Source organism: Shinella sp. GW835-FHT14H05 (genome assembly GCF_058793575.1).
Map to the genome: position 1 here is coordinate 35,022 of NZ_JBXAFY010000005.1, position 22,816 is coordinate 57,837.

General features: G+C 65.2%; 19 protein-coding genes. 5 read left to right on the top strand and 14 right to left on the bottom strand.

Annotation, left to right across the window (positions count from 1 at the left end):
• Window positions 1-5 precede the first annotated feature (5 nt).
• From AC1Q6Z_RS16945 to trxA, 4 genes are all read left to right on the top strand, one after another.
• Window positions 6-740, top strand: a complete 735-nt coding sequence (locus AC1Q6Z_RS16945) for a nucleotidyltransferase family protein (protein ID WP_492648640.1) — start codon at window positions 6-8, stop codon at window positions 738-740.
• Window positions 737-3,922: a double-strand break repair protein AddB gene (gene addB / locus AC1Q6Z_RS16950; protein ID WP_492648641.1), complete on the top strand. Its 3,186-nt coding sequence runs from the start codon at window positions 737-739 to the stop codon at window positions 3,920-3,922. Before AC1Q6Z_RS16945 ends, addB begins: the two co-directional genes overlap by 4 nt.
• Complete coding sequence (addA, locus tag AC1Q6Z_RS16955) at window positions 3,915-7,466, top strand: double-strand break repair helicase AddA (RefSeq protein WP_492648642.1); 3,552 nt, start codon at window positions 3,915-3,917, stop codon at window positions 7,464-7,466. The genes addB and addA overlap by 8 nt, the downstream gene beginning before the upstream one ends.
• Before the next feature lie 107 nt (window positions 7,467-7,573).
• Window positions 7,574-7,894: a thioredoxin gene (trxA, locus tag AC1Q6Z_RS16960; protein WP_160861395.1), complete on the top strand. Its 321-nt coding sequence runs from the start codon at window positions 7,574-7,576 to the stop codon at window positions 7,892-7,894.
• A 70-nt stretch (window positions 7,895-7,964) separates the two neighbouring features.
• Here trxA and AC1Q6Z_RS16965 read toward each other — a convergent pair whose 3' ends face one another.
• The 5 genes from AC1Q6Z_RS16965 to AC1Q6Z_RS16985 are packed head-to-tail and all read right to left on the bottom strand — an operon-like array spanning window position 7,965 to window position 13,016.
• Complete coding sequence (locus AC1Q6Z_RS16965) at window positions 7,965-9,308, bottom strand: bifunctional folylpolyglutamate synthase/dihydrofolate synthase (RefSeq protein ID WP_492648643.1); 1,344 nt, start codon at window positions 9,306-9,308, stop codon at window positions 7,965-7,967.
• Between the two features lie 24 nt (window positions 9,309-9,332).
• Window positions 9,333-10,244 (bottom strand): acetyl-CoA carboxylase, carboxyltransferase subunit beta, encoded by a 912-nt coding sequence (accD, locus tag AC1Q6Z_RS16970; RefSeq protein WP_439618628.1) that lies wholly within the window; start codon window positions 10,242-10,244, stop codon window positions 9,333-9,335.
• A gap of 39 nt (window positions 10,245-10,283) precedes the next feature.
• Window positions 10,284-11,123 (bottom strand): tryptophan synthase subunit alpha, encoded by an 840-nt coding sequence (gene trpA / locus AC1Q6Z_RS16975; RefSeq protein ID WP_435268944.1) that lies wholly within the window; start codon window positions 11,121-11,123, stop codon window positions 10,284-10,286.
• A 1-nt stretch (window position 11,124) separates the two neighbouring features.
• Window positions 11,125-12,345 (bottom strand): tryptophan synthase subunit beta, encoded by a 1,221-nt coding sequence (trpB, locus tag AC1Q6Z_RS16980; RefSeq protein WP_435268945.1) that lies wholly within the window; start codon window positions 12,343-12,345, stop codon window positions 11,125-11,127.
• On the bottom strand, window positions 12,342-13,016 hold the full coding sequence (locus AC1Q6Z_RS16985; protein ID WP_256120433.1) for a phosphoribosylanthranilate isomerase: 675 nt from the start codon (window positions 13,014-13,016) through the stop codon (window positions 12,342-12,344). Before AC1Q6Z_RS16985 ends, trpB begins: the two co-directional genes overlap by 4 nt.
• A gap of 141 nt (window positions 13,017-13,157) precedes the next feature.
• On the opposite strand from AC1Q6Z_RS16985, the gene AC1Q6Z_RS16990 reads away from it, so the two are divergent.
• The gene (locus AC1Q6Z_RS16990; protein ID WP_256120434.1) at window positions 13,158-13,352 is read left to right on the top strand and encodes a YqaE/Pmp3 family membrane protein; all 195 of its coding nucleotides are present in this window, start codon (window positions 13,158-13,160) and stop codon (window positions 13,350-13,352) included.
• A 13-nt stretch (window positions 13,353-13,365) separates the two neighbouring features.
• Here AC1Q6Z_RS16990 and AC1Q6Z_RS16995 read toward each other — a convergent pair whose 3' ends face one another.
• The 9 genes from AC1Q6Z_RS16995 to AC1Q6Z_RS17035 form a co-directional block, all read right to left on the bottom strand.
• Entirely contained in the window at window positions 13,366-14,127 is a 762-nt protein-coding gene (locus AC1Q6Z_RS16995) for a M48 family metallopeptidase (protein ID WP_492648644.1), read from the bottom strand.
• Between the two features lie 186 nt (window positions 14,128-14,313).
• Window positions 14,314-14,751: a DUF2852 domain-containing protein gene (locus tag AC1Q6Z_RS17000; protein WP_492648645.1), complete on the bottom strand. Its 438-nt coding sequence runs from the start codon at window positions 14,749-14,751 to the stop codon at window positions 14,314-14,316.
• 128 nt (window positions 14,752-14,879) lie between these two features.
• Complete coding sequence (phaZ, locus tag AC1Q6Z_RS17005; protein WP_256120437.1) at window positions 14,880-16,169, bottom strand: polyhydroxyalkanoate depolymerase; 1,290 nt, start codon at window positions 16,167-16,169, stop codon at window positions 14,880-14,882.
• Window positions 16,170-16,366: 197 nt separating this feature from the next.
• Window positions 16,367-17,383, bottom strand: coding sequence for a zinc-binding alcohol dehydrogenase family protein (locus tag AC1Q6Z_RS17010; RefSeq protein ID WP_492648646.1), 1,017 nt, complete (start codon window positions 17,381-17,383; stop codon window positions 16,367-16,369).
• 1 nt (window position 17,384) lies between these two features.
• Complete coding sequence (locus AC1Q6Z_RS17015; protein ID WP_492648647.1) at window positions 17,385-18,359, bottom strand: ABC transporter permease; 975 nt, start codon at window positions 18,357-18,359, stop codon at window positions 17,385-17,387.
• 87 nt (window positions 18,360-18,446) lie between these two features.
• On the bottom strand, window positions 18,447-20,000 hold the full coding sequence (locus tag AC1Q6Z_RS17020; RefSeq protein WP_492648648.1) for a sugar ABC transporter ATP-binding protein: 1,554 nt from the start codon (window positions 19,998-20,000) through the stop codon (window positions 18,447-18,449).
• A gap of 88 nt (window positions 20,001-20,088) precedes the next feature.
• A complete protein-coding gene (locus AC1Q6Z_RS17025) occupies window positions 20,089-21,075 on the bottom strand; it encodes an ABC transporter substrate-binding protein (protein WP_256120441.1) in 987 nt (328 codons plus the stop codon).
• A 209-nt stretch (window positions 21,076-21,284) separates the two neighbouring features.
• The gene (locus AC1Q6Z_RS17030; RefSeq protein ID WP_492648649.1) at window positions 21,285-21,731 is read right to left on the bottom strand and encodes an RbsD/FucU family protein; all 447 of its coding nucleotides are present in this window, start codon (window positions 21,729-21,731) and stop codon (window positions 21,285-21,287) included.
• A gap of 27 nt (window positions 21,732-21,758) precedes the next feature.
• Window positions 21,759-22,778: an aldo/keto reductase gene (locus AC1Q6Z_RS17035; RefSeq protein WP_492648650.1), complete on the bottom strand. Its 1,020-nt coding sequence runs from the start codon at window positions 22,776-22,778 to the stop codon at window positions 21,759-21,761.
• Window positions 22,779-22,816: the final 38 nt, after the last annotated feature.

The window sequence follows — 22,816 nt, forward strand, 5'->3', positions numbered from 1 at the left end:
ACCAGATGAAGATCGAAGACGCCATGGTGCTGGCCGCCGGCCTCGGAACGCGCCTGCGCCCCATCACCGATACGATGCCGAAGCCGCTGGTGCCGATCGCCGGAAAGCCGATGATCGACTACGGGCTCGATGCGCTGGCGCAGGCCGGCGTCAAGCGCGCCGTCGTCAACGTGCACCACTTTGCGGACCAGATGATCGCTCATCTCGCCACGCGTAGCTCGCCGGAAATCATCCTCTCCGACGAGACGGACCAGCTGATGAATTCCGGCGGCGGCCTCGCCAAGGGCCTGAAACTGCTCGGCCGCGACCCCGTGCTCGTCATGAATGCCGACCTGTTCTGGATCGGCGAGACGCCAGGGGGGCCGAGCAATCTCGACCGGCTGGTGGAGGCCTTCGACCCCGAACGCATGGACATGCTGATGCTCTGCGTGAAGCTGGAGGACACGACCGGCCACAACGGCAAGAAGGATTTTTCCATGGACGCGGCGGGGCGGCTCGCGCGTTACAAGGAGGGCGACGGCACGCCGTTCGTCTATGCCGGCGCCATCGCCATGATGCCGGCGCTGCTCGATGATGCGCCCGACGACGCCTTCAACCTCAACATCTATTTCGACCGGGCGATCGAGAAGGGCCGGCTCCATGGCATCGTGCTGGAAGGCCACTGGATCACCGTCGGCACGCCGGAGGCGATCGGCCAGGCGGAGGCCGTCATCGGCGCCTACCGCGAGGCGGCGGCGTGACGGGCGCCCGGGGCGGCCGCGTCTATTCCATCCCGGCGAGCCTGCCCTTCCTGAAAACGGTGGCCGCGACCCTCATCGACGGCCGGCTCGTGCCCGGCTTCACCTATGATCCGGCCGATCCGCTGGCGCTGGCCGATGTCACGGTCTACGTGCCGACGCGCCGTTCCGCCCGCGTGCTGCGCTCGGAATTCGTCGACCTGCTTGGCGGCCGCTCGGCCATCCTGCCGGTCATCCGCGCGCTCGGCGAGACCGATGACGACAGCGGCTTCTTCGACGAGGTGGCGCCGGCGCTGCTCGACATGGCCGAGCCGCTCTCCGGCCCGACCCGCCTTATCGAGCTCGCCCGCCTCGTGCTCGCCTGGCGCAACCGCCTGCCGGCCGCCGTCACCTCCGTGCATGCCGAAAGCCCGCTGGTCGCACCCGCAAGCCCGGCCGATGCCGTCTGGCTCGCCCGCAACCTCGCCGAGATCATCGACGCTATGGAGACGGAAGAGCTCGACTGGTCGGCGCTCGACAATCTCGACGTCTCCAACCATGCGCTCTGGTGGCAGCTCACCGCCGAGTTCCTGAAAATCGCCAGCGAATATTGGCCGGCGCGGCTCACCGAACTCAACCGCTCCTCGCCCTCGCTCCGGCGCAATGCGACGCTGCATGCCGAAACCGAGCGCTATCGCCACGCGTCGCCAACCGGTCCCGTCATCATCGCCGGCTCGACGGGCTCCATTCCCGCGACGGCCGGGCTGATCGCCGCCGTGGCAAACCTGCCGAACGGCGTCGTCATCCTGCCGGGGCTTGATCGTTTCATGTCGGATACGCAATGGCTGCTCGTCGGCCATCAGACCGGCAGCGCGGGCGCGCAAAAACCCGACGCGGCCGCCCGCAGCCATCCGCAATACGGCCTCCACCGCCTGCTCGCCCGCATGGGCTGCACGCGAAACGATGTCGAGCCGCTCGGCACCCCGCCCGATTCCCTCGAATACCGCACGCAAATCCTCTCCAGCGCCTTCCTGCCGACGCAGGCGACATCGGGCTGGGGCGATATCCGCGGCACGATCGACGCCGGCCGCATGGCAGAGGCGTTTCACGACGTTTCGCTCGTCGAGGCGGCCAATGAACGGGAGGAGGCGCTCGCCATCGCCATCGCGCTGCGCCTCGCACTGGAGGATGGCGAAGACGCGCAGGCGGCGCTGATTACGCCCGACCGCAAGCTCGGCCGGCGGGTGGCGGCGGAGCTTGCCCGCTTCGGCATCGAGGCGGACGATTCGGCCGGCACGCCGCTGCTCTCCACACCACAGGGCACGCTTCTGCGGCTGCTCGTAGAGGCCGCACTTCGGCCCGGCGATCCGGTGCCGCTCGTTGCCCTCCTGAAACATCCCCTCACCCGCTTCGGGCTTTCCGCCGCGGATCTGCGCGACGCCGTGACCGCGCTGGAGCTGACGGCATTGCGCGGCGGCACCGCCGAGATCGATATTTCGACGCTCGAACCGTTGCTCGACGCCGCGCTGGAGCGACAGGCGAAGGACCGTCATCCGCCCGTCTGGCGCACCGCCCTGCCGGAGCAGGCGATCCCTCTTGCCCGCGATCTCGCGCAACGCGTCGCAGCCGCCGTCGAGCCGCTGACCGGCGTGCTCGTTCACGAAAGCCGCACGGGACGGCGCTTCTCCTCCAGGCTGGCGCTGTCCGACTGGTCGGAGCGAACCGGCCGCGCGCTGGAAGCGGTGGCGGTGGACGAGCGCGGCGACCTTGCGGCGCTGTGGTCCGGCGAGGCAGGCGACAGCCTTGCGAACCTGCTCAAGAGCGTCATCGAGACGGACGGGCAGATCGAGGCCGATGGGCCGCAATGGTGCGACATCATCGAGGCGCTGGCGGCGAGCGAAAGCGTCAAGCCGCGCTCCATGCGCCATCCGCGCGTCTTCATTTTCGGCGCGCTCGAATCGCGCCTCCAGAGCGTCGACACGGTGGTGATCGGCGGGCTGAACGAGGGCACCTGGCCGGGACAGGCGGCGAACGACGCCTTCCTCTCGCGCATCATGAAGGTGGAAATCGGCCTGGAGCCGCCGGAACGGCGCATCGGCCAGCTCGGCCACGACCTGCAAATGGCGGCCGCCGCGCCAAAACTCGTGCTGACTCGGGCGCTGCGCAATGGCACCGCGCCGACCGTTGCCTCACGCTGGCTGCAACGCCTCATCGCCGTCGGCGGACCGACGCTCGCGGCCGACCTGCGCCGGCGCGGCAAGGACTTCATCGACTGGGCGAATGCTATCGACAAGGGTCCTTCCGTGCCGACGGCCGCCCGCCCGGCGCCACGCCCGCCGGCCGAGCTCCAGCCACGCAAATATTCCTTCAGCCAGATCGGCCGCCTGCGGCGCGATCCCTACGCGATCTATGCAAGGCATATCCTGCGCCTCGATCCCATCGCGCCTTTCAACCTCGACCCTGGACCGGCAGAGCGCGGCTCGCTCTACCACCGCATCGTCGACCGCTTCGTGCGCGAGGAAAAGACCGGCGAACCGCTCTCCCTCGTCACCCGCATCCTGAACGAGGAATTCGACATCGTCGCCCTGCCGCCGCATATCGACGCTGTCTGGCGCCCGCGTTTTGCCGCCGTCGCCCGCGCCTTCGTCAAATGGCATCTCGAACGCGCAGGCGACGTGCGCGAAAGCCTGACGGAGGTTCCGGCCTCGCTCGACCTTTCGGTGGCCGGCATCCGGCTTACCGGCATCGCCGACCGGATCGACATTTTACCGGATGGCAGCGCGGACATTCTCGACTACAAGACGGGCAGCACCCCATCCCTGAAGGTCGCCCGCGCGCTGCTCGATCCGCAGCTCGCGCTGGAGGCGGCGGCGATCCGGCGTGGCGCCTTCCGTGGACCGGGCTTGCGTGAGCCGGCGAACCTTCTCTATGTGCGCCTCAAACCCAGCGAACGCTTCAAGGCCGAGCAGGTCAACAACGAACACGCCAAATCCGCCAACGCGACGCCGAAATCGGCGGCCGACCTGGCCGAGGAATCGCTGACAGAGCTGGAAAAGCTGCTGACCGGCCTGATCGAAGGCCGCTACGGCTTCGCGTCCCGGCTCATTCCCGAGCAGGAACGCGACTATGGCGGGGAGTACGACCATCTGGCGCGCGTCGCCGAATGGTCGTCGGCGGAAAATGGCGAGGAGGGCGACGATGCTTGACGAGGACAGACCCGCCTCCGCCGATCCCGCCGCCTGGCTGAGCTGGACATCGCAGAAACAGGCGACGGCGTCGGATCCCGCCCGTTCCGCCTGGGTTTCCGCCAATGCCGGCTCGGGCAAAACACATGTACTGACCCAGCGGGTCATCCGGCTGCTGCTGGCCGGCTGCCGGCCCTCCGCCATCCTCTGCCTCACCTATACCAAAGCGGCGGCCTCCGAAATGTCGAACCGCGTCTTCGAACGGCTTGCCGATTGGGCGACGCTGTCGGACGCCGAGCTGTCCGACCGGGTCGCGGCGATCGAGGGCGAGCGGCCCGATCTCTTCAAGCTCGCGGAAGCAAGGCGCCTCTTTGCGCGGGCGCTCGAAACGCCGGGTGGCCTGAAGATCCAGACCATCCATGCCTTCTGCGAAGCGCTGCTGCACCAGTTTCCGCTGGAGGCCAATGTCGCCGGCCACTTTTCCGTGCTCGACGACCGAGCGGCGGCCGTGCTGCTCGCCGATGCGCGCCGCACGCTGTTGACCGCGACGACCAGCGAGGACGACCAGGGTCTTGCCGGGGCTTTCGCCACGGTGCTCGACATTGCCGACGATACCGGCCTCGAACGGCTGATTTCCGATATCGTGGCGAGCCGCGGGCCGATCCGCATATTTCTCGACATTGCAGAGCGGGCGGGTGGCGTGGAGGCGGTTCTGCGCCGCGAGATCGGGCTTGCGCCGCATGAGACGGCCGAGCACGTTCTCGCCGCCTTCTGGCCGCTGGATGGTTTGCAGGGGGCAACACTCGATTCTTATCTCGCCGCCGCGGAAAGCCTCGGCAGCGAGACCGTGAAAACCTCTGCGGCCGGCTTGCGTGGCATCATGCGGCTGACGGATGCCGAAGCGCGGCGTTCAGCACTCTACGATCTCTTCTTCACGACGACGGGTACGCCGCGCAGCCTGGAGCGCTCCTTCTTCTCAAAAAAGGTTCGTGACAGCGCGCCCTATATGGAAGAAGCGCTGCAAGCCGCGCAGGCCCATGTGATCGCCTGCGACGACCGGCTACGGCGGTTTCGCATGTATGAGGCCACGCTTGCGGCGCTCACCATCGCCGAGCGGCTGATCGGCGATTACGAGGACCTGAAGCGGGCGCGCAGCCTGCTCGATTTCGACGACCTGATCGACCGTACCGCAACGCTTCTCACCCGCGACAAGGTGAGCGCCTGGGTGCACTACAAGCTCGACCAGGGCATCGACCATATCCTCGTCGACGAGGCGCAGGATACCAGCCCGCGGCAATGGCAGATCGTCAAGGCGCTGACGGACGATTTCTTCGCCGGCGAAACAGCGCGCGGGACCGGGCGCACGATCTTCGCGGTGGGTGACGAAAAACAGTCGATCTATTCCTTCCAAGGCGCGCGGCCGGAACGCTTTGCAGAGGAAGGCCGGGAAGTTTCGCGCCGCACGCTGGCTGCCGACACGGCCTTCAGCCCAATCCGCCTGCTGCTCTCCTTCCGTTCGACGCGCGACGTGCTGTCGGCGGTCGACCGGGTCTTTCTCGATGCCGCCAATGCGCGCGGGCTGACACCCGATGGCAGCGATATCGTGCACGCCTCCAACCGCGGGCGCGAGCCCGGTGCCGTCGATATCTGGGAGGTGATCGCCGCACCGCCGGGCCTCGACGAGGAGGACTGGACGGCGCCCTTCGACGCGGTGGCCGAGGAGGCGCCGATCAATGTTCTGGCGCGGCGCATTGCCGATACGCTGGCCGCATGGATCGGCCGCGAGACGGTGACGGAGAAGGGCAAGGCGCGGCCGATGGCGGCTGGCGACGTCATCGTTCTGGTGCGCAAGCGCGACGCCTTCGTCAACGCGCTGACCCGCACGCTGAAGCAACGCCACGGCCTGCCCGTGGCCGGGGCGGACCGGCTGGTGCTGACGAAACACATTGCCGTGCAGGACCTGATGGCGCTCGGTCGCTTCGCCGTGCTGCCAGAGGACGATCTTTCGCTGGCGGCGCTTTTGAAAAGCCCGCTGTTCGGCCTTAACGAGGATGCGCTGTTTGCGCTGGCCGCACGCCGCGGGGAGCAACAGACCCTCTGGGCGCGGCTCAAAGAGGCGGCGGCGACGGATGAGGCGCTCGGCCGCATCGTCGAGCGGCTCGACGGCGTGATTCGCGATGCGCGCAGCCAGGCGGTGCACGATTTTTATGCCCGCATTCTCGGTGCCGGCGGCGGGCGGCGGGCGTTTCTCGCGCGGCTCGGCGCAGAGGCCGGCGAGATCATCGACGAATTCCTGACCTTTGCGCTGGAGCAGGAGGAAAACGGCCTGCCCGGCCTTCAGGCCTTCGTCTCGACGCTGGAACTGGAAGCGCCGACGGTGAAGCGCGAGCAGGACAAGGCGCGCGGCGAAATCCGCATCATGACCGTGCATGCCGCGAAGGGCCTGGAAGCGCCGGTGGTCTTTCTCGTCGATGGCGGGGCAAAACCCTTTAGCCCCAGCCATATGCCGCAGCTCCGCTTCCTCTCGACGCCTGCCTGCGGCCTGCCGGCATGGCTGCCGCTGAAGGACCTTGGCAATGCGCTGACCGAGGTCGATGCGAACCGCATCCGCGAGAGCGCCGAGGAGGAATATCGCCGCCTCCTCTATGTCGCGATGACGCGTGCGGCCGATCGGCTGGTCGTCTGCGGCTATCGCGGCCGGCAGGAGAACAAGGACACCTGGCACCCGATGATCGCCGGCGCGCTTTCCGCCGATGGCGATCGCTGCGTGGAAACGACGTTTTCGACGGCCGGCGAAAGCTGGCAAGGTTTTGCCTGGCGCGAGGCGGGTGCGGCGGCGGTCGGTGAGGTCGCGATGGCGGGTGTAGAGGACAAGGCGAAGACGGTGCTGCCGGAAGCACTCGGGCAACCCTTGCCGCCGCAGAAGTCGCTGCCGCGGCCACTGAGCCCCTCCGGTGCGGCGGCGGTGATCGAGGCGGATGCGGCGGACCTTCTGGTGCCCTCGGCGCTGTTCGGAAAGAAAGGCAGCGTTCCGGGGGCCGGCCTTGCGCTGGAGCGCGGGCGCATCCTGCACCGTTTCCTGCAAGTCCTGCCGGCCTTCGAGCCTGCGGACCGTCCGGCAGCGGCGCGGCGCTATCTTGAGCGCGCGGCCGCCACCTGGCCGAAGAGTGCGCGCGATGCTCTGGTGGATGCCGCGCTGGCGGTGATCGATGACGAGAGCCTGGCGACGATCTTTTCCCCTACGGCGCGGGCTGAAGTCTCGATCATGGGCACGCTGATGCTCGGCAGTCGGGATTTTGCCGTCTCCGGGCGGATCGACCGCATGGCGGTCACTGAAACGGCGGTCGAGATCGTCGATTTCAAGACGAACCGCGTGCCGCCGGGATCTCTTCAGGACATTCCGTTCGAGCACAGGGCGCAGCTCGCGATCTACCGCGCGATCCTTGGCCCGCTCTATCCCGGGCGCGAGATCCGCTGCGGGCTGATCTATACGGAAGCGGCGAAAACCTATTGGCTCGATGCCGGCCTGATGGAAGCGAGCCTTGCCGAACTGCGCTCAAAGTGAGATACCGGGCGGGACGATCCATTGCCCGCAAGGGCGATGCCGGCCCTTGAAACGGGAGGCCGGCGGCATCACATCTTGTACAACAATCACCGTTCAAGGAGAGCCTCATGGCTACCGTTAAAGTCGACCAGTCCAATTTCCAGGCCGAAGTTCTGAATTCCGCAGAGCCGGTCGTCGTCGATTTCTGGGCTGAATGGTGCGGTCCGTGCAAGATGATCGCCCCGGCGCTTGAAGAAATCGCCACCGAACTCGCCGGCAAGGTGAAGGTCGCCAAGCTCAACATCGACGAGAACCCGGAACTGGCCGCCCAGTTCGGCGTGCGCTCGATCCCGACGCTCGCCATGTTCAAGGGCGGCGAAGTGGCCGACATCAAGGTCGGTGCGGCCCCGAAGACGGCGCTCTCTTCCTGGATTTCCAGCGCCGCCTGATCGGCCGCGACGGACTACCCTTCAAGCCCGGCCTCGCGCCAGGCTTTTTCGTTTCAGGTCGTTTTCCGTTTCAGGTGGGGGGCGTGCCATTGTCGGCAAGCACATCGCCGACCAGGTAGAGCGAGCCGCCGATCAATATGCGCGGCGGCACCGAGTCCTCCTCGGTAATGCGGCCGATTTCGGCGATGGCGTCGGCGACGGTCGAGAGCGGCTCGACCTCCAGGCCGGCGCGCGCCGCGTCATCGGCGAGCGACACCGGATCGAGGCCGGCATCCGAGCCGCGGATCGGCACGGTGAAGACGCGCTCGGCAAGGCCGCGGAACGGCTCGAAATAGCCGACCGGGTCCTTCGTGTTGATCATGCCCGTGACGAGGAAGAGCGGACGCGGATCGCGTTCCTCGAAATTCGCCATCGTCTCGGCAATGACCTGCCCGGCGCCGGGATTGTGCCCGCCGTCGACCCAGATCTCGCTGCCGCGCGGCGCAAGCCGCATCAGCGCGCCATCCGTCAGGCGTTGCAGGCGGCCCGGCCATTCGACGCGGGCAAGGCCCAGTTCCAGCGCGTGCTCGGAGATGGTGAAACCCGCGGCCTTGACGGCGCGGATCGCGGCGGCGGAATTGCCATATTGATGGCGGCCCGGCAGGCGCGGCAGCGGCAGGTCGGCAAGGCCGAATTCGTCCTGATAGACGAGGCGGCCATATTCCTCATGCGCCATGAAATCCTGGCCGTAGACGGCATGCGGGCAGCCGAGCCGTTCGGCCGTCTCGATCAGCACGTCGCGCGCGGCCTCTTCCGACTGGTAGCCGATGACGACGGGCACGCCGCGCTTCATGATGCCGGCTTTTTCCGCCGCGATCAGTTCGACACGGTCGCCGAGATAGGCCTGATGGTCGAGCGAGATCGGCATGATGACGCAAACGGCGGGACGCGGCATGACATTGGTCGCGTCGAAGCGGCCGCCGAGGCCGACCTCGATGATCGCCACATCCGCCGGGCGCTCGGAAAAGAGCACGAAGGTGACGGCCGTCAGGATTTCGAAGACGGTGATCTTCTGCCCGCCATTGGCCTCCGCCACGCGGCGCACGGCATCGGCCAGCACGGCGTCTTCCACCAGCTGGCCCCGGCCGCCCTTGACGCCGAGGCGGTAGCGCTCGTGCCAGTTGACGAGGTGCGGAGACGTGTGGACGTGGACGCTGAGGCCTTGCGCCTCCAGGATCGAGCGGCAGAAGGCGGTGACCGAGCCCTTGCCGTTGGTGCCGGCCACATGAATGACCGGCGGCAGTTTCAGATGCGGATCGCCGAGCGCGGACAGGAGCCGCGTGATCCGGTCCAGCGAAAGATCGAACCCCTTGGGATGGAGACCGAGAAGTTTTTCGATCTCCGCTGCCGCTTCGCTGACCGTGACCATCGACATGCTGCCCTCGCGCGGTGCGGCTTTTTACTGCGCCGCGATGGCGACGGCGCCGTTCGCGACGACGGGCGAGGACACCGTTGCGGGCTTCTTCATCAGGATCTTCAGAAGGCGGGCCAGCGTGTCGGGAATGTCGTGGCGCTTGACGACGAGGTCAACCATGCCGTGTTCCAGCAGGTATTCCGACGTCTGGAAGCCCTCGGGCAGCTTTTCGCGGATCGTCTGCTCGATGACGCGTTTGCCGGCAAAGCAGATTTCGGCACCCGGCTCAGCAAGGTGGATATCGCCCAGCATGGCATAAGAGGCCGTGACGCCGCCGGTCGTCGGGTTGGTGAGCACGACGATGTAGGGCAGGCCCGCTTCCTTCAGCATCTCGACCGCGACCGTGGTGCGCGGAAGCTGCATCAGCGAGAGGATACCTTCCTGCATGCGCGCGCCGCCGGAGGCGGGGAACATGACGAGTGGGCACTTTTCGGCGATGGCACGCTCGAAGGCCTTGATGATCGCCTCGCCGGCGGCAATGCCGAGCGAGCCGCCCATGAAGGCGAATTCGTGCACGACGGCGACGAGCTTGACGCCGCGCATCTTTCCGACGCCGGCGAGGATCGTGTCCTCCAGATCGGTCTTGGTACGGCTGTCGCGCAGGCGGTCCGTGTATTTCTTCGAATCACGGAATTTCAGCGGGTCCTGCGCTACCTTGGGCTGCTGCAGGGACTCGTAGACGCCGTCATCGAAGAGGTCCTTGAGACGCGCCTTCGCCGGCATCTTCATGTGGTAGCCCGAAGCCGGGATGACCCACTTGTTTTCTTCGAGATCGCGGTGAAACACCATCTCGCCGGTTTCCGGGCACTTGATCCAGAGATTTTCCGGAACATCCCGGTTTGGGCGGCCGAGCATCGAGTTGATCTTCGGCCGAACGTAGTTCGTGATCCAGTTCACGGTCTAGACTCCCGTTTTATCCCGTCCCATGTGGGGACTTTATTCCGCCGCCGCAAGGCGCGATGCACGCACGCCCGAGGCGAGGCTCATCACCAGCGTCTCGACACCGGCAACGGTGGCGGCGCTGGCCTTGCCATCCGCGGTGAGGCTGGAGGCGATCTGGTTGACGATGGCGGTGCCGACGACGACGCCATCCGCGGCGGCACCGATGGCGCGCGCATGTTCCGCCGTCTTCACGCCGAAGCCGACGCAGACCGGCAACGCCGTATGCGCCTTGATGCGGCCGACGGCACCGCCGATCAGCGACGGGTCCGGCAAAGCCGACCCGGTAATGCCGTTCATCGAGACGTAATAGACGAAGCCGGAGGTGTTCTTCAGCACGGTCGGCAGGCGCTTTTCATCCGTCGTCGGCGTTGCGAGACGGATGAAGTTGACGCCCTTGGCGACGGCGGGAATGCAGAGCTCGTCGTCCATTTCCGGCGGCAGGTCGACGACGATCAGGCCGTCGATGCCGGCATCGAGCGCGTCATCGAGGAAGCGGTCAACGCCGTAGATATAAATCGGGTTATAGTAGCCCATCAGCACGATCGGCGTCGCATCGTCTTCCCGGCGGAAGTCGCGGGCCATCTGGAGGGTCTTGGCGAGCGTCTGGCCGGCCTTCAGCGCGCGCTGGCCGGCGAGCTGGATGGCGGGGCCATCGGCCATGGGGTCGGAAAAGGCCATGCCGAGCTCGATGACGTCGGAGCCGGCCTTGGGCAGCGCCTTCATGATCTCCAGCGAGCTCGCATAGTCCGGATCGCCGCCCATGAAATAGGTGACGAGAGCCGGACGGCCGACGGCCGCGAGATCCGCAAAACGTTTGTCCATGCGTGCGGTCATCTTAGAGCTCCATGCCGAGGATCTTGCCGACGGTGAAGATATCCTTGTCGCCGCGGCCGGAGAGGTTCATCAGGATGATCTGGTCCTTGCCCATTTTCGGCGCGCGCTTGATGACTTCGGCAATGGCGTGGCTCGGCTCCAGTGCGGGGATGATGCCTTCGAGCCTGGTCAGAAGCTGGAAGGCTTCCAGCGCCTCGTCGTCCATGATTGGCACATATTCGGCGCGGCCGATCTCGTGCAGCCAGGCATGCTCGGGGCCGATGCCCGGATAGTCGAGGCCGGCGGAGATGGAGTGGCCTTCCTTGATCTGGCCGTCGGCATCCTGCAGCAAGTAAGTGCGGTTGCCGTGCAGCACGCCCGGCGAACCGGCGGTGAGCGAGGCACAGTGCAGGTCGCCATCGAGGCCCTTGCCGCCGGCTTCGACGCCGACGATCTGGACGCTCTTGTCGTCGAGGAAGGGATGGAAGATGCCGATGGCGTTGGAACCGCCGCCAACGGCCGCGATCACCATATCCGGCAGGCGACCTTCGGCTTCGAGAATCTGCTCGCGGGCTTCCGTGCCGATCACCGCCTGGAAATCGCGCACCAGCTCCGGATAGGGATGCGGGCCGGCGGCGGTTCCGATCAGGTAATAGGTGTCCTCGACATTGGTGACCCAGTCACGCAGCGCCTCGTTCATGGCGTCCTTCAGCGTGCCGCTGCCGGCGGTGACGGGGCGAACCTCCGCACCGAGCAGCTTCATGCGGAAGACGTTCGGCGCCTGACGCTCAACGTCCGTCGCGCCCATATAGACGACGCAGGGGAAGCCGAAGCGCGCGGCGACGGTGGCGGAGGCCACGCCGTGCTGGCCGGCACCGGTTTCCGCGATGATGCGCGTCTTGCCCATGCGCTTGGCGAGCAGGATCTGGCCGATGCAATTGTTGATCTTGTGCGAACCAGTGTGGTTCAGTTCCTCGCGCTTGAAATAGATTTTTGCGCCGCCGAGATGCTCCGTCAGCCGTTCGGCGAAATAAAGCGGGCTCGGGCGGCCGATATAATGGGTGCCGAGATGCTTGAGTTCGGCCTGGAAGGCGGGATCGGTCTTCGCCTTGTCCCATTCCTCCTGAAGCTCGAGGATCAGCGGCATCAGGGTTTCGGCAACGAAACGACCGCCGAAAATGCCGAAACGGCCGTCCTCGTCCGGACCTTCCCGGTACGAATTCAGGTTGGGTGACTGGTTCACTTGCCTCTCCCTGCGACGGCGGTCTCGCGTTCCGCTTTTCGTGCCGCTTCAAAAAACGCTTCGATCAGGCCGAGATCCTTGACCCCCGGGGCGCTTTCGAGCCCGGAACTGGCATCGATGCCCGGCGCGCCGGTGAGCTCGATGGCCTCGGCGAGGTTATCCTTGTTCAACCCACCGGAAAGCATGTAATCGACGCTTCCGTCAAGCAAATGCATCAGCGTCCAGTCGAAGGATACGCCATTGCCGCCCGGAAGCTCCGAGCCCGCCGGCGGCTTGGCGTCGAACAGGAAGCGATCGGCTATACCGATATAGGGCTCGACCTTCTTCAGATCGTCCGCATCGCGCACCGAAAGGGCCTTCATCACCGGCAGGCCATAGACCGCCTTGACGTTCAGCACGCGTTCCGGGGTTTCGCTGCCATGCAGCTGGAGAATGTCCGGCGAGAGCTGGTCGACGATCTCGTCGAGCGTGTCATTGTCGGCATTGACCGTGACGGCGACGATTTTCACGCGGCCGCGCACGCGGTCTGCCAGACGTCCGGCGTCCGAAGGCTCGATGTTGCGCGGGCTCTTGGGAAAGAAGATGAAGCCGATATGGCTGGCACCGAGCGAAACGGCCTTGTCGACGGCCTCCTCGGTCTTCAGTCCGCAGATTTTAATGTCGAGTTTCATGGGGAGGGAAGTCGCACGATTTTCCCGAAGAGTCGAGCCGAAAGACGGCGGTGGATCGCCCGAAACCGGCAACCGAACCGGCACCCTTGCATGGGCGCCAGGCGGACCCATATTCACAAAAGACATCGACCGGAGACCTCCATGCGGCTCATCATCGCCATCCTTCTGCCCTTCCTCGTGTTTTTCACCATCGGGCGGCCGATTGCGGGCATTATCTGCCTCATTTTGCAGATCACGCTGATCGGCTGGCTGCCGGCCGCGATCTGGGCCGTCTATGCGCTCGGGCAGTACAATACCGACAAGAAAATCCGCGACGCGCTCGCTGACCGCCGCTGACTTCTGAATTGCGTCAGCCGAAGTCCACCGCGTGCAGCAGGCTGCCATTGCGTTTCAGCCAGCGCTTGGCGTCTTCCATGCCGGGGCAGAGTTGCTCGCAGAGCGTCCAGAAGGCCGGGCTGTGGTTCATCTCGCGCAGATGCGCCACTTCGTGCGCGGCGAGGTAATCGATCACATGGGGCGGCGCCATGGCGATGCGCCAGGAAAAACTGAGCGCGCCATCCGCCGAGCAGGAGCCCCAGCGGCTGCGGGTATCGCGCAGCGTCAGCGACTTCACCCGCTTGCCGACGCGGCCGGCGTGAACGGCGACCAGCCGATCGAGCTCCAGCCGCGCTTCCTTCTTCAGAAAATCGCTGATGCGGCGTGGAATGCTTTCTTCCATGCCGCCGACCCGCAGCACCGCCTCGTCCTCGATGATCAGGGCCTCCGTCAGGCCGCGCAGCCGGCCCGTCGCCTCGATGCGGTGCGAGACGCCGCGGATCATGACATAGCCGCCGTCGGCCAGCTCGTTGGTCGAGCGGAACTTGGCGAGCTTCGTCATCAGCCAGCCCTGATGGCGATCGAGGAAATCGCGGATATCGCGCTCCGGCACGCCATTCGGCACCGTCATGCGCAGCGCGCGGCCGCCGGGCTCGATGCGCAGCGTCAGCCGGGTCGCGCGCAGGTCGCGCCGGATGGTCAGCGGCAGGCGCCGGCCATTGACGTCGAGTTCGCGCGTCTCCGGCGGAGGCGGCGTCTTCAGGGCCTTGCGGGGCTTGCGAAGCGAGGAGAACATGGCACCTTTCATAGCCGATTCGGGCCTGACTGAAACGCCTCAACGAAAAACCGGCGCACGAGGCGCCGGTCGGGAATCCACTGCCCCCTCTTTCGTCATGGTCGGGCTTGACCCGACCATCCATGCCGAGGGTGCCGCGTGGATCCTCGGGTCAAGCCCGAGGATGACGAGGGGTGAGGCAACGCCTCACGTCGCCGGGAAGCCCGGGACGTCGCCGTGGCCGGAGGCGCGGCGTTCGCGCATGAAGCGGTCGAACTCCTCCTGGTCCTTGGCGCGGCGAAGCTCGCGGACATAGGAATCGAACTCTTCGCGCATCTCGTCGAGCTTGCGGCGCTCCTCATCGAGGCGCGACAGTTCGGCATCGCGCCAGTCGTCGAAGGCGACATTGCCGGTGGCGCTGCGGAAAGAGGAACCGCCGCGGCGGCCGCCCCATTTGCTGCGGCAGGAGGCGAATATGCCGTCAACCGTTTCGTTGGCGTCTTTCTTGAAGGATTTCAGGCGATCGCCGAAGATGATGTAGGCAAGCATGGCTAGGCCGAGGGGCCAGAACACCACGAAGCCGAGCACCATCAGGGCGATGGTCGCAGGCGTCCAGTCCGGACGGATAAGCGCTGACTGGTTCATGTGCAATCTTCCTCACGATCGGCGGAAACCACCCTGGTTTCCGATGATTCCGATGTGGGCAGAGCACGGATCGCGTTCAAGACAATGCCCGGCAAATTCGGGCAAGTGCCTGAAAGCGGCCCAGAAAATCAGGCGGCAGCGCCTGATTTTCCGCCCTTGATGACGCGCGGCACCTGCTTTGCCTTCTCGCTGCGCGCATGCTCGGCGATGAAGGACAGGATGCGCGGCGCGATTTCTTTGCGGAAGCGCGAACCGTTGAAGACACCGTAGTGGCCGACATCCGGCTGCATGTAGTGCATGCGCATGTCGTCCGGAATGTTGGTGCAGATGGTCTGCGCCGCCTGGGTCTGGCCGACGCCGGAAATGTCGTCGTTCTCGCCTTCGACGGTGAGCAGCGCCACCTTGCGGATCGCCGTCGTATCGACGGGACGCGTGCGGTGCATCATCTCGCCCTTCGGCAAAGCGTGTTTCATGAACACGGTCTCGACCGTCTGGAGATAGAATTCCGCCGTCAGGTCCATGACCGCCAGATATTCGTCGTAGAAATCGCGGTGTTTTTCGGCCGCATCGCCGTCGTTCTTCACGAGATGGGCGAAGAACTCCTTGTGCGCGACGACGTGGCGGTCGAGGTTCATCGACATGAAACCGGAAAGCTGCAGGAAGCCCGGATAGACCATGCGCATGAAGCCCGGCTGCGGCCACGGCACAGGCATGATGACATTGTCGCGGAACCAGTCGATCGGCTTTTCTTCCGCCAGCTTGTTGACGGCGGTCGGGTTGATGCGCGTGTCGATCGGCCCGCCCATCAGCGTCATGGTGGAGGGCGACAGCGGATCGTCATCGGCTTCCATGACGGCGACGGCGGCCAGCACCGGCACGGCCGGCTGGCAGACGGCGATGACATGGGTATCCGGCCCCAGCGCATGCAGCATCTGGATGACGTAGTCGATATAGTCGTCGAGATCGAAGGTTCCGTCGGAGAGCGGCACCATGCGCGCGTCGATCCAATCGGTGATGTGCACTTCCGCATGCGGCAGCAGCGCTTCGACGGTGCCGCGCAGCAGCGTCGCATAGTGGCCGGACATCGGCGCGACGATCAGCACTTTCGGATCGCGGCGGTGGCCGGCCGGCAAACAGCGCTCGAAATGCACGAGATTGCAGAAGGGCTGCTTCCAGACGACCTTCTCATGCACGGAAATGGTCTTGCCGTCGATGAGCGTGGTCGGGAGGTCGAATTCAGGCTTGCCGTAGCGCCGGGTCGAGCGTTCGAGGACCTCGAAGCCTGCGGCCATGGTCCGGCCGAAATAGGTGTGCGAGACCGGATTGAGCGGGTTGCGGAACGCCATCCGCATCTGATCCGCGACGGCGCGCCAGGGCGCCATCATCGCATGGTTCATTTCATAGAGCTGATAATACATTGAACGCGACACCCCGTCTTGGACAGTGCAGGCCGGAATGGCCGCCTCGTCCGGATCATCCCGGTTTCCGCAGGTGCGAAAGACTAACACGTTTTCGCTGCGGAGCAACAGACCGGAACCGACCGGTCCAAGAGCATGGTAGGCCGCAGACCTTTCGCGGACATGAACAAATCCAGCCAGTACGAGATCACGCCGCCCTATGCTGCAACGCGCACAATGGCCTTGATGAGACCCGACTTTTCCGTCGCCCAGCGAGCGAGGTCCACGGGGACGCGGTCGAGCGTGGTGCGATGCGTGACGAGCGCATCGACCGGCACATGGCCGGCGCGGATATTCGCGATGACATGCTCGAAATCGGCGCGCGTGGCATTGCGGCTGCCGACCAGCGTCATCTCCCGCTTGTGGAATTCCGGATCGGAAAAACGGATCTCGTCCTTCACCACGCTGACCAGCACCAGGGCGCCGCCATGGGCGACATAGGCAAAGGCCGCCTCCATCGATTTTGCATAACCCGTCGCGTCGAAGACGACATCGAAACCATCGCCACCGGTCGCCGTGGATACCGCCGCGGCAGCGGCGTCTCCCGCCAGAATGCCGCTGGTAAAACCAAAACGCTCGGCCGCGATGGCAAGGCGTTCGGCGGACGTGTCCATCAGCGTCACTGCATGGCCGGCGATACGCGAGAAGAGCGCGGTGCCGAGGCCGATCGGGCCGGCGCCGATGACCAGCGCACGAGACCCGGCCGGCGCCTGCGAACGGCGGACCGCGTGGGCACCGATCGCCAGGAATTCGACGGTCGCGGCCGCTTCCAGGGAAAGGCCATCAGCCGGATAAAGATTGTCCGCCGGCAGCACGATCTCCTCGCAGAAGGCGCCATCCGTATGCACGCCGAGCACACGGATCGCCATGCAGCAGTTCGGCTTGCCCTGCCGGCAGGCGACGCAGGTGCCGCAGGACAAATACGGGTTGACGACGACGGGGGCGCCGACGGCAAATGCGCTCGTGCCGGGATCGACGACGGTGGCGGAAACCTCGTGGCCCATCACCCGCGGGTATTCGAGGAACGGGTGTTTGCCCTCGAAAATATGGTAGTCGGTGCCGCAGATGCCGACATGGCTGATGGCGAGACGCACCCAGCCTTTCGGAAGCGTAGCCGGATTCTCCCGCTCGACCGCCTCCAGGCGGCCGGGCTCGACGCAGACGATTGTCTTCATCTCAACGGCTTCCGCGGCGGCGCAGCTGGTCGAAATAGACGATGACGATGATCAGCAGGCCGGTGATGATGCGCTGCCAGAACGAATTGACGTTCAGGAGGTTCGCGCCGTTGTTGATGGTCGCCAGGATGAAGGCGCCGAGCAGCGGTCCGTGCACCGAGCCGACCGCACCGAACAGGCTGGTGCCGCCGATGACCGAGGAGGCGATCGCCTGCAATTCCCAGCCTTCCGCCTGCGTGGCATTGCCGATGCCGATGCGCGAGGCGAGCAGCAGGCCGACGAAGGCGGCGCAGGTGGCAGACAGGATATAGGCGAGGTAGATCGTGCGGTTGACATTGACCCCGGAAAGCCGTGCCGCCTCGGCATTCGAGCCGACCGCGAAGAGATAACGCCCCCAGCGCGAGAGGTGCAGGAAAACGAAGGCCGGGATCGCCACCAGGATGACCATCCAGAACAGGCTCGGCACGCCGAGGAAATCGGTGCGCGAGAAGTTGGTGAAGCCCTCGTGGTTGATCGAGATCGTCGAGCCGTTGGTGATGAGCAGGCCGATGCCGCGCAGCGAGGTGAGCGTGGCGAGCGTGATGATGAAGGGTGGCAGGCCCATGCGCACGATGCCGAAACCATGGAAGGCACCGATCGCGACCCCCATCAGCAGCGTCAGGATGATCGCCGCCCAGAGCGGCACGCCCGCCTGGAGCAGCCAGGCGACGATGACGCTGGTGAAGCCGACGATCGCGCCGACCGAGAGGTCGATGCCGGCGGTGATGATCACGAAGGTCTGGCCGACCGCGAGGATCGCGGTCATGGCGCCCTGGCGCAGCAGGTTGCTGATATTGTTCGGCGACCAGAAGGCATTGGTCGACAGGCCGAGCAGCAGCCAGAGGAAAAGAAGCAGGCCAAGCAGCGTCAGGCCGAGCAGGATGTTCGTGCCCTTCTTCGGTGCCGGTGCATTTTCCGTCGTCGTCTCCACGCTCATGTTTCTTCTCCTTTATGGCGCGGCGGCACTGCACGTTTTCACGCAATCCCGGACGCAAAACCGCTTCGCACTTTTGCTGGTATTGCTCTAAATGCCGATGGCCTGGGTCAGGACGTCCTCGTGCGAGGCCGCCCGGTGGTCGTGGCTGGCGACGAGCCGGCCGCCGCGGAAGACATGCAGCCGGTCGGAAAGTTCGTAGACCTCCGGCAGATAGGACGAGATGAGGATGATGCCGGCGCCCTTTTTCAGGAGCTCGCCGAACAGGCGGTAGATTTCCGCCTTGGTGCCGACATCGACGCCGACCGTCGGCTCGTCGAAGATGAACAGCCGGGCGCCGTGGCTGAGCCACTTGCCGATGACGATTTTCTGCTGGTTGCCGCCGGACATGGCGGAAGCGAGCACGCGGCGTGACGGCGTCTTGATGCTGAGGTTGCGGATCTGCTGGTCGGCATTCGCCGCCTCGTCGCCCTTGCGGATCACGAGCCCAGAACTCAACCGCTTGAAGATCGGCAGGTTGATGTTGAGGCCGATCGGCAGGTTGAGGCAAAGGCCCTGGTCGCGCCGGCTTTCCGGCGCCAGCGCGATGCCGAGCTCCATGGCGTCGCGTTCGTTGCGGATGTCGACCTTCTTGCCGTCCCAGAAAACTTCGCCGGCCGAAAGCGGTTGACGACCATAGAGGCCAAGCGCAAATTCGCTGCGCCCGGCACCGATCAAACCATAAAGGCCGACGATTTCGCCCGAACGCACCGTCAGAGAAACATCCTCGAAGCCGGGTCCCGAAACCCCCTTCGTCTCGACGATGGTCTTGCCGATCGGCACCTTTTCCTTGTGGTAGATCTGCTCGATCGTGCGGTTGATCATCAGCGCGATCAGTTCGTTGTCGTTGGTCTCGCTGATGAGGCGCGTGCCGACATGGGTGCCGTCGCGCAGGACCGAGACGCGGTCGGCAAGCTCGAAGACTTCCTCCATGCGGTGGCTGATATAGACGATGGTCACGCCCTGGTCGCGTAGCCGGCGAATGAGCCGGAAGAGCTGGGCGGATTCCTGGCGCGTCAGATAGGCGGTCGGCTCGTCGAAGATGAGGAAACGGATGCCGCGCATGGCGGCCTTGGCGGTGGCGACAAGCTGCTGCTGGCCGATGGTGAGGCTGCCGAGCAGGGCGCCCGCCGGCAGAAGGAAGCCGAGATCGTCGAGCACGGCCTGTGCCGCGCGCTCCATGGCGCCCTTGCGCATCAGGCCGTAGCGATCCATCTCGTCGCCGAGAAACATGTTGGCCGCGACGGAGAGGTGCGCGCAGAGCACGACCTCCTGATGCACCGCATTGATGCCGCGCTTGATGGCTTCGGTGGGGGTCGCGAGCTGCACGGGCTTGCCGCACCAGAAAACCTCGCCCGCCGTGCGCCGGATAACCCCGGTCAGAAGCTTTATCAGCGTCGATTTGCCGGCACCGTTTTCGCCGACGATGGCGTGGATTTCGCCCGCCAGGAACGTTACCGTCGCCGGCTTGAGCGCTTCGACGAGGCCGTATTTCTTTTGAAGCCCGCGCAGTTCGAGGATCGGCGCGCCGCGCGGCACCGTTTCGGATTCGGCGAGTTTCGCCTCGTCTTCGTGCCGATGGCTGAGCTCTTCAAGGCTGCTCATCGCTGTCTCCTCCCGACTGCGTGGAAAGCGTCCCGCCCGGATCATGCGGCCCGGGCGGGAGATCGTCAAACGCGCTGCGTGAAACCGATCAGATCTTCGGGTTCAGCAGGGCGTCGATCTTTGGATCGGCCATGTTTTCCTTGGTCACCAGGTTGGCGCCGGTATCGACGAAGGTTTCCACCTTCTCGCCCTTGGAGACGGCCAGCGCCGTCTTCACACCGTCATAGCCCATGCGGTACGGGTCCTGCACGACCAGGCCGGCGAGCACGCCTTCCTTGAGGAAGCCGACGGTCTTTTCATCCGAGTCGAAGCCGATGACCTTGATCTTGTCGCCGAGCTTGTTTTCGGCGATCGCCTGGCCCACGCCCTGTGCCATGATGAGGTTGGAGGCGAAGACGCCGACGAGGTTCGGGTTGGCGGTGATGAGGTCGGTCATCATGTTGAGGCCGGTGGTCGCCTGGCCATCCGCATATTTGTCGGCCACGACGCTGAGGCCCGGATATTTGGTCTTGATCTGATCCAGGAAGCCTTCACGGCGCTGGTCGAGCGAGCCGACGCCCGGCAGGCTGGTAATGATGGCGATCTCGCCCTCTTCCTTGCCGGTTGCGGCCTTGACCGCCGCGGCAAGGCCATCGGCGGCGATGCGGCCGCCCTGCACATTGTCCGTCGTCAGGAACGAGGTGAAGGCCTTGGAATCCGCGCCGGAGTCGATGCCGATGATCGGCACGGACTTCGCCGCTTCGTCGACCGGCTTACCGAGCGCCTTGAACTCCGTCGGCGAGATGACGACGGCGGCCGGACCGCCCGCGACGGCGTTTTCGAGAATGCTGATCTGGCCGTTGATGTCGGATTCCGACTGCGCGCCGAGCTCCGGCACGTTGACGCCGAGATCCTTGCCGGCGGCGCGCGCACCCGCAAGCACGATCTGCCAGTAGAAGGACGTGGTGTCCTTGACGATGATCGGGATGGTGACCTCCTGCGCGAAGGACGCGGCAGGGGCCATGGTGGCGAGGACTGCGGCACCCGCCAGCGCCGTAAAGGCGCGGCGAGACAGAAGCGATCTTACAATGCTCATCAGATTTCTCCTCTCTAGTGCTCCCTGTTGCTTGTGCGATCGCGTCGCAGGAAGCGGACAACTCGATCTTTTATCGATAAAAAACAGTATTGCTTCACGCTATACCCGCCTGCCCTCCTTGGCAAGCAAGCAATCGCTTGCAAAAAACCGTGTCCTTTCAGGCATTCCAGTCATCGCCATCCGTCCTCCCAAACGGTGGCTGCAGGTGTTTAGACCCGGTAGACCTCATGCGGGTGCACGACACCCTTTTTCAGAATGATATTGCCATAAAGCCGGAACTCCGTCGTGGCGACAATATAGGCGGCCTTCTTCGCCATCTCGTAGAAGGCGAAGCGCTCGACGGCATGCACCGTAAAGTCTCCGGCCAGACGACGCACGAGATCCTGGAAGGTGACGCAGATATCCGGCACCGCCGCTGGATCGCCGACCACCTCCATGCGCCAGGCCGCCTCGGGCACGAAGGTATCGAGCGGCATATGGGCGAGAATGGCCTCGGTGATCGACACCGCGTCGACGCCGTCCGCCCGGATCACATTAGGACCGAGAAAACTCGACGGAAAATTCGCGTCCGCGATGACGATATCGTCGCCATGGCCCATGGTCCTGATCGCGTGCAGCAGGTCCGGCCCGAGCAGCGGATGAATACCCTTCAACATGGTTCTGCCGATCCTCCCAGATCGAAATCATTGCCGGACGGCGTCGTCTCCCAGTTCCGGCGCAACGAGTATATGCGGCTCGAAAGCCGGATAAATGTCTTTCGAGAACGTCATGCGCGCCAGCGCCATATTGCGGTGAAGGCTCTCCGGTTTCGCGGTGCCGAGAAGCACGCAGGCGACGGCGGGATGCTCCAGCGGGAATTTCAGCGCCGGTGCGGCGAGCGGCACATGCTGCCCACGCGCGATCTCCATCATCGCGCGGACCTTGCCCGCCACCTCCGGCGTTGCCGGCATATAGTCGAAATGCGCACCCTCCACCGGCCCCGTCGCCAGGATGCCGGAATTGAAAACGCCGCCTACCACCAGCGAGGTGCCCTTATGTTCGCAGAGCGGCAGAAGCTCCGCGGCCGCGGAACGGTCGAGCAGGGTATAGCGCCCGGCGAGCAGGATGCAGTCGAGATCGGCGTGCCGCAGCACGTCCAGGCAGACCGGCACCTCGTTGACGCCGAGCCCGAAGGCCTTGATGGCGCCGGCGGATTTGAGCTCTTCCAGCGCCTTCAAGCCGGAGTCGAGAAGCGCGCGCAGATGAAAGGCGTTGCGCTCGGCACCATGCGTATAGACGCCGATATCGTGCACATAGAGCATGTCGATGCGGTTCAGCCCGAGCCGTGCATGGCTGAGTTCGACCGAGCGCATGATGCCGTCATAGCTGTAGTCATAGCGCACATCGAAGGGCAGCGGATCGACATAGCCGTAGGCCGGCACCTTGTCGTCGGCAACGGGCACCATGATGCGGCCGACCTTGCTGGACAGCACATAGCTGCCCTTCGGCTTGTCGCGCAGGAAATCGCCGGTGCGGCGCTCCGCCAGGCCGAAACCGTACCAGGGCGCGGTGTCGAAATAGCGCACGCCCTCCTGCCAGGCGGCATCGAGCGTCGCCATCGCCACATCACGCGGGCAGGCCCGGTAGAGCCCGCCAAGCGCTGCGGTGCCGAAACCATATTCGGTCACGGCCAGGCCCGTCCTGCCGATGGTCCGCGTTTTCATGCATCCTCCCGGCCGGCGTCCTCTCACCGGCATTTGTC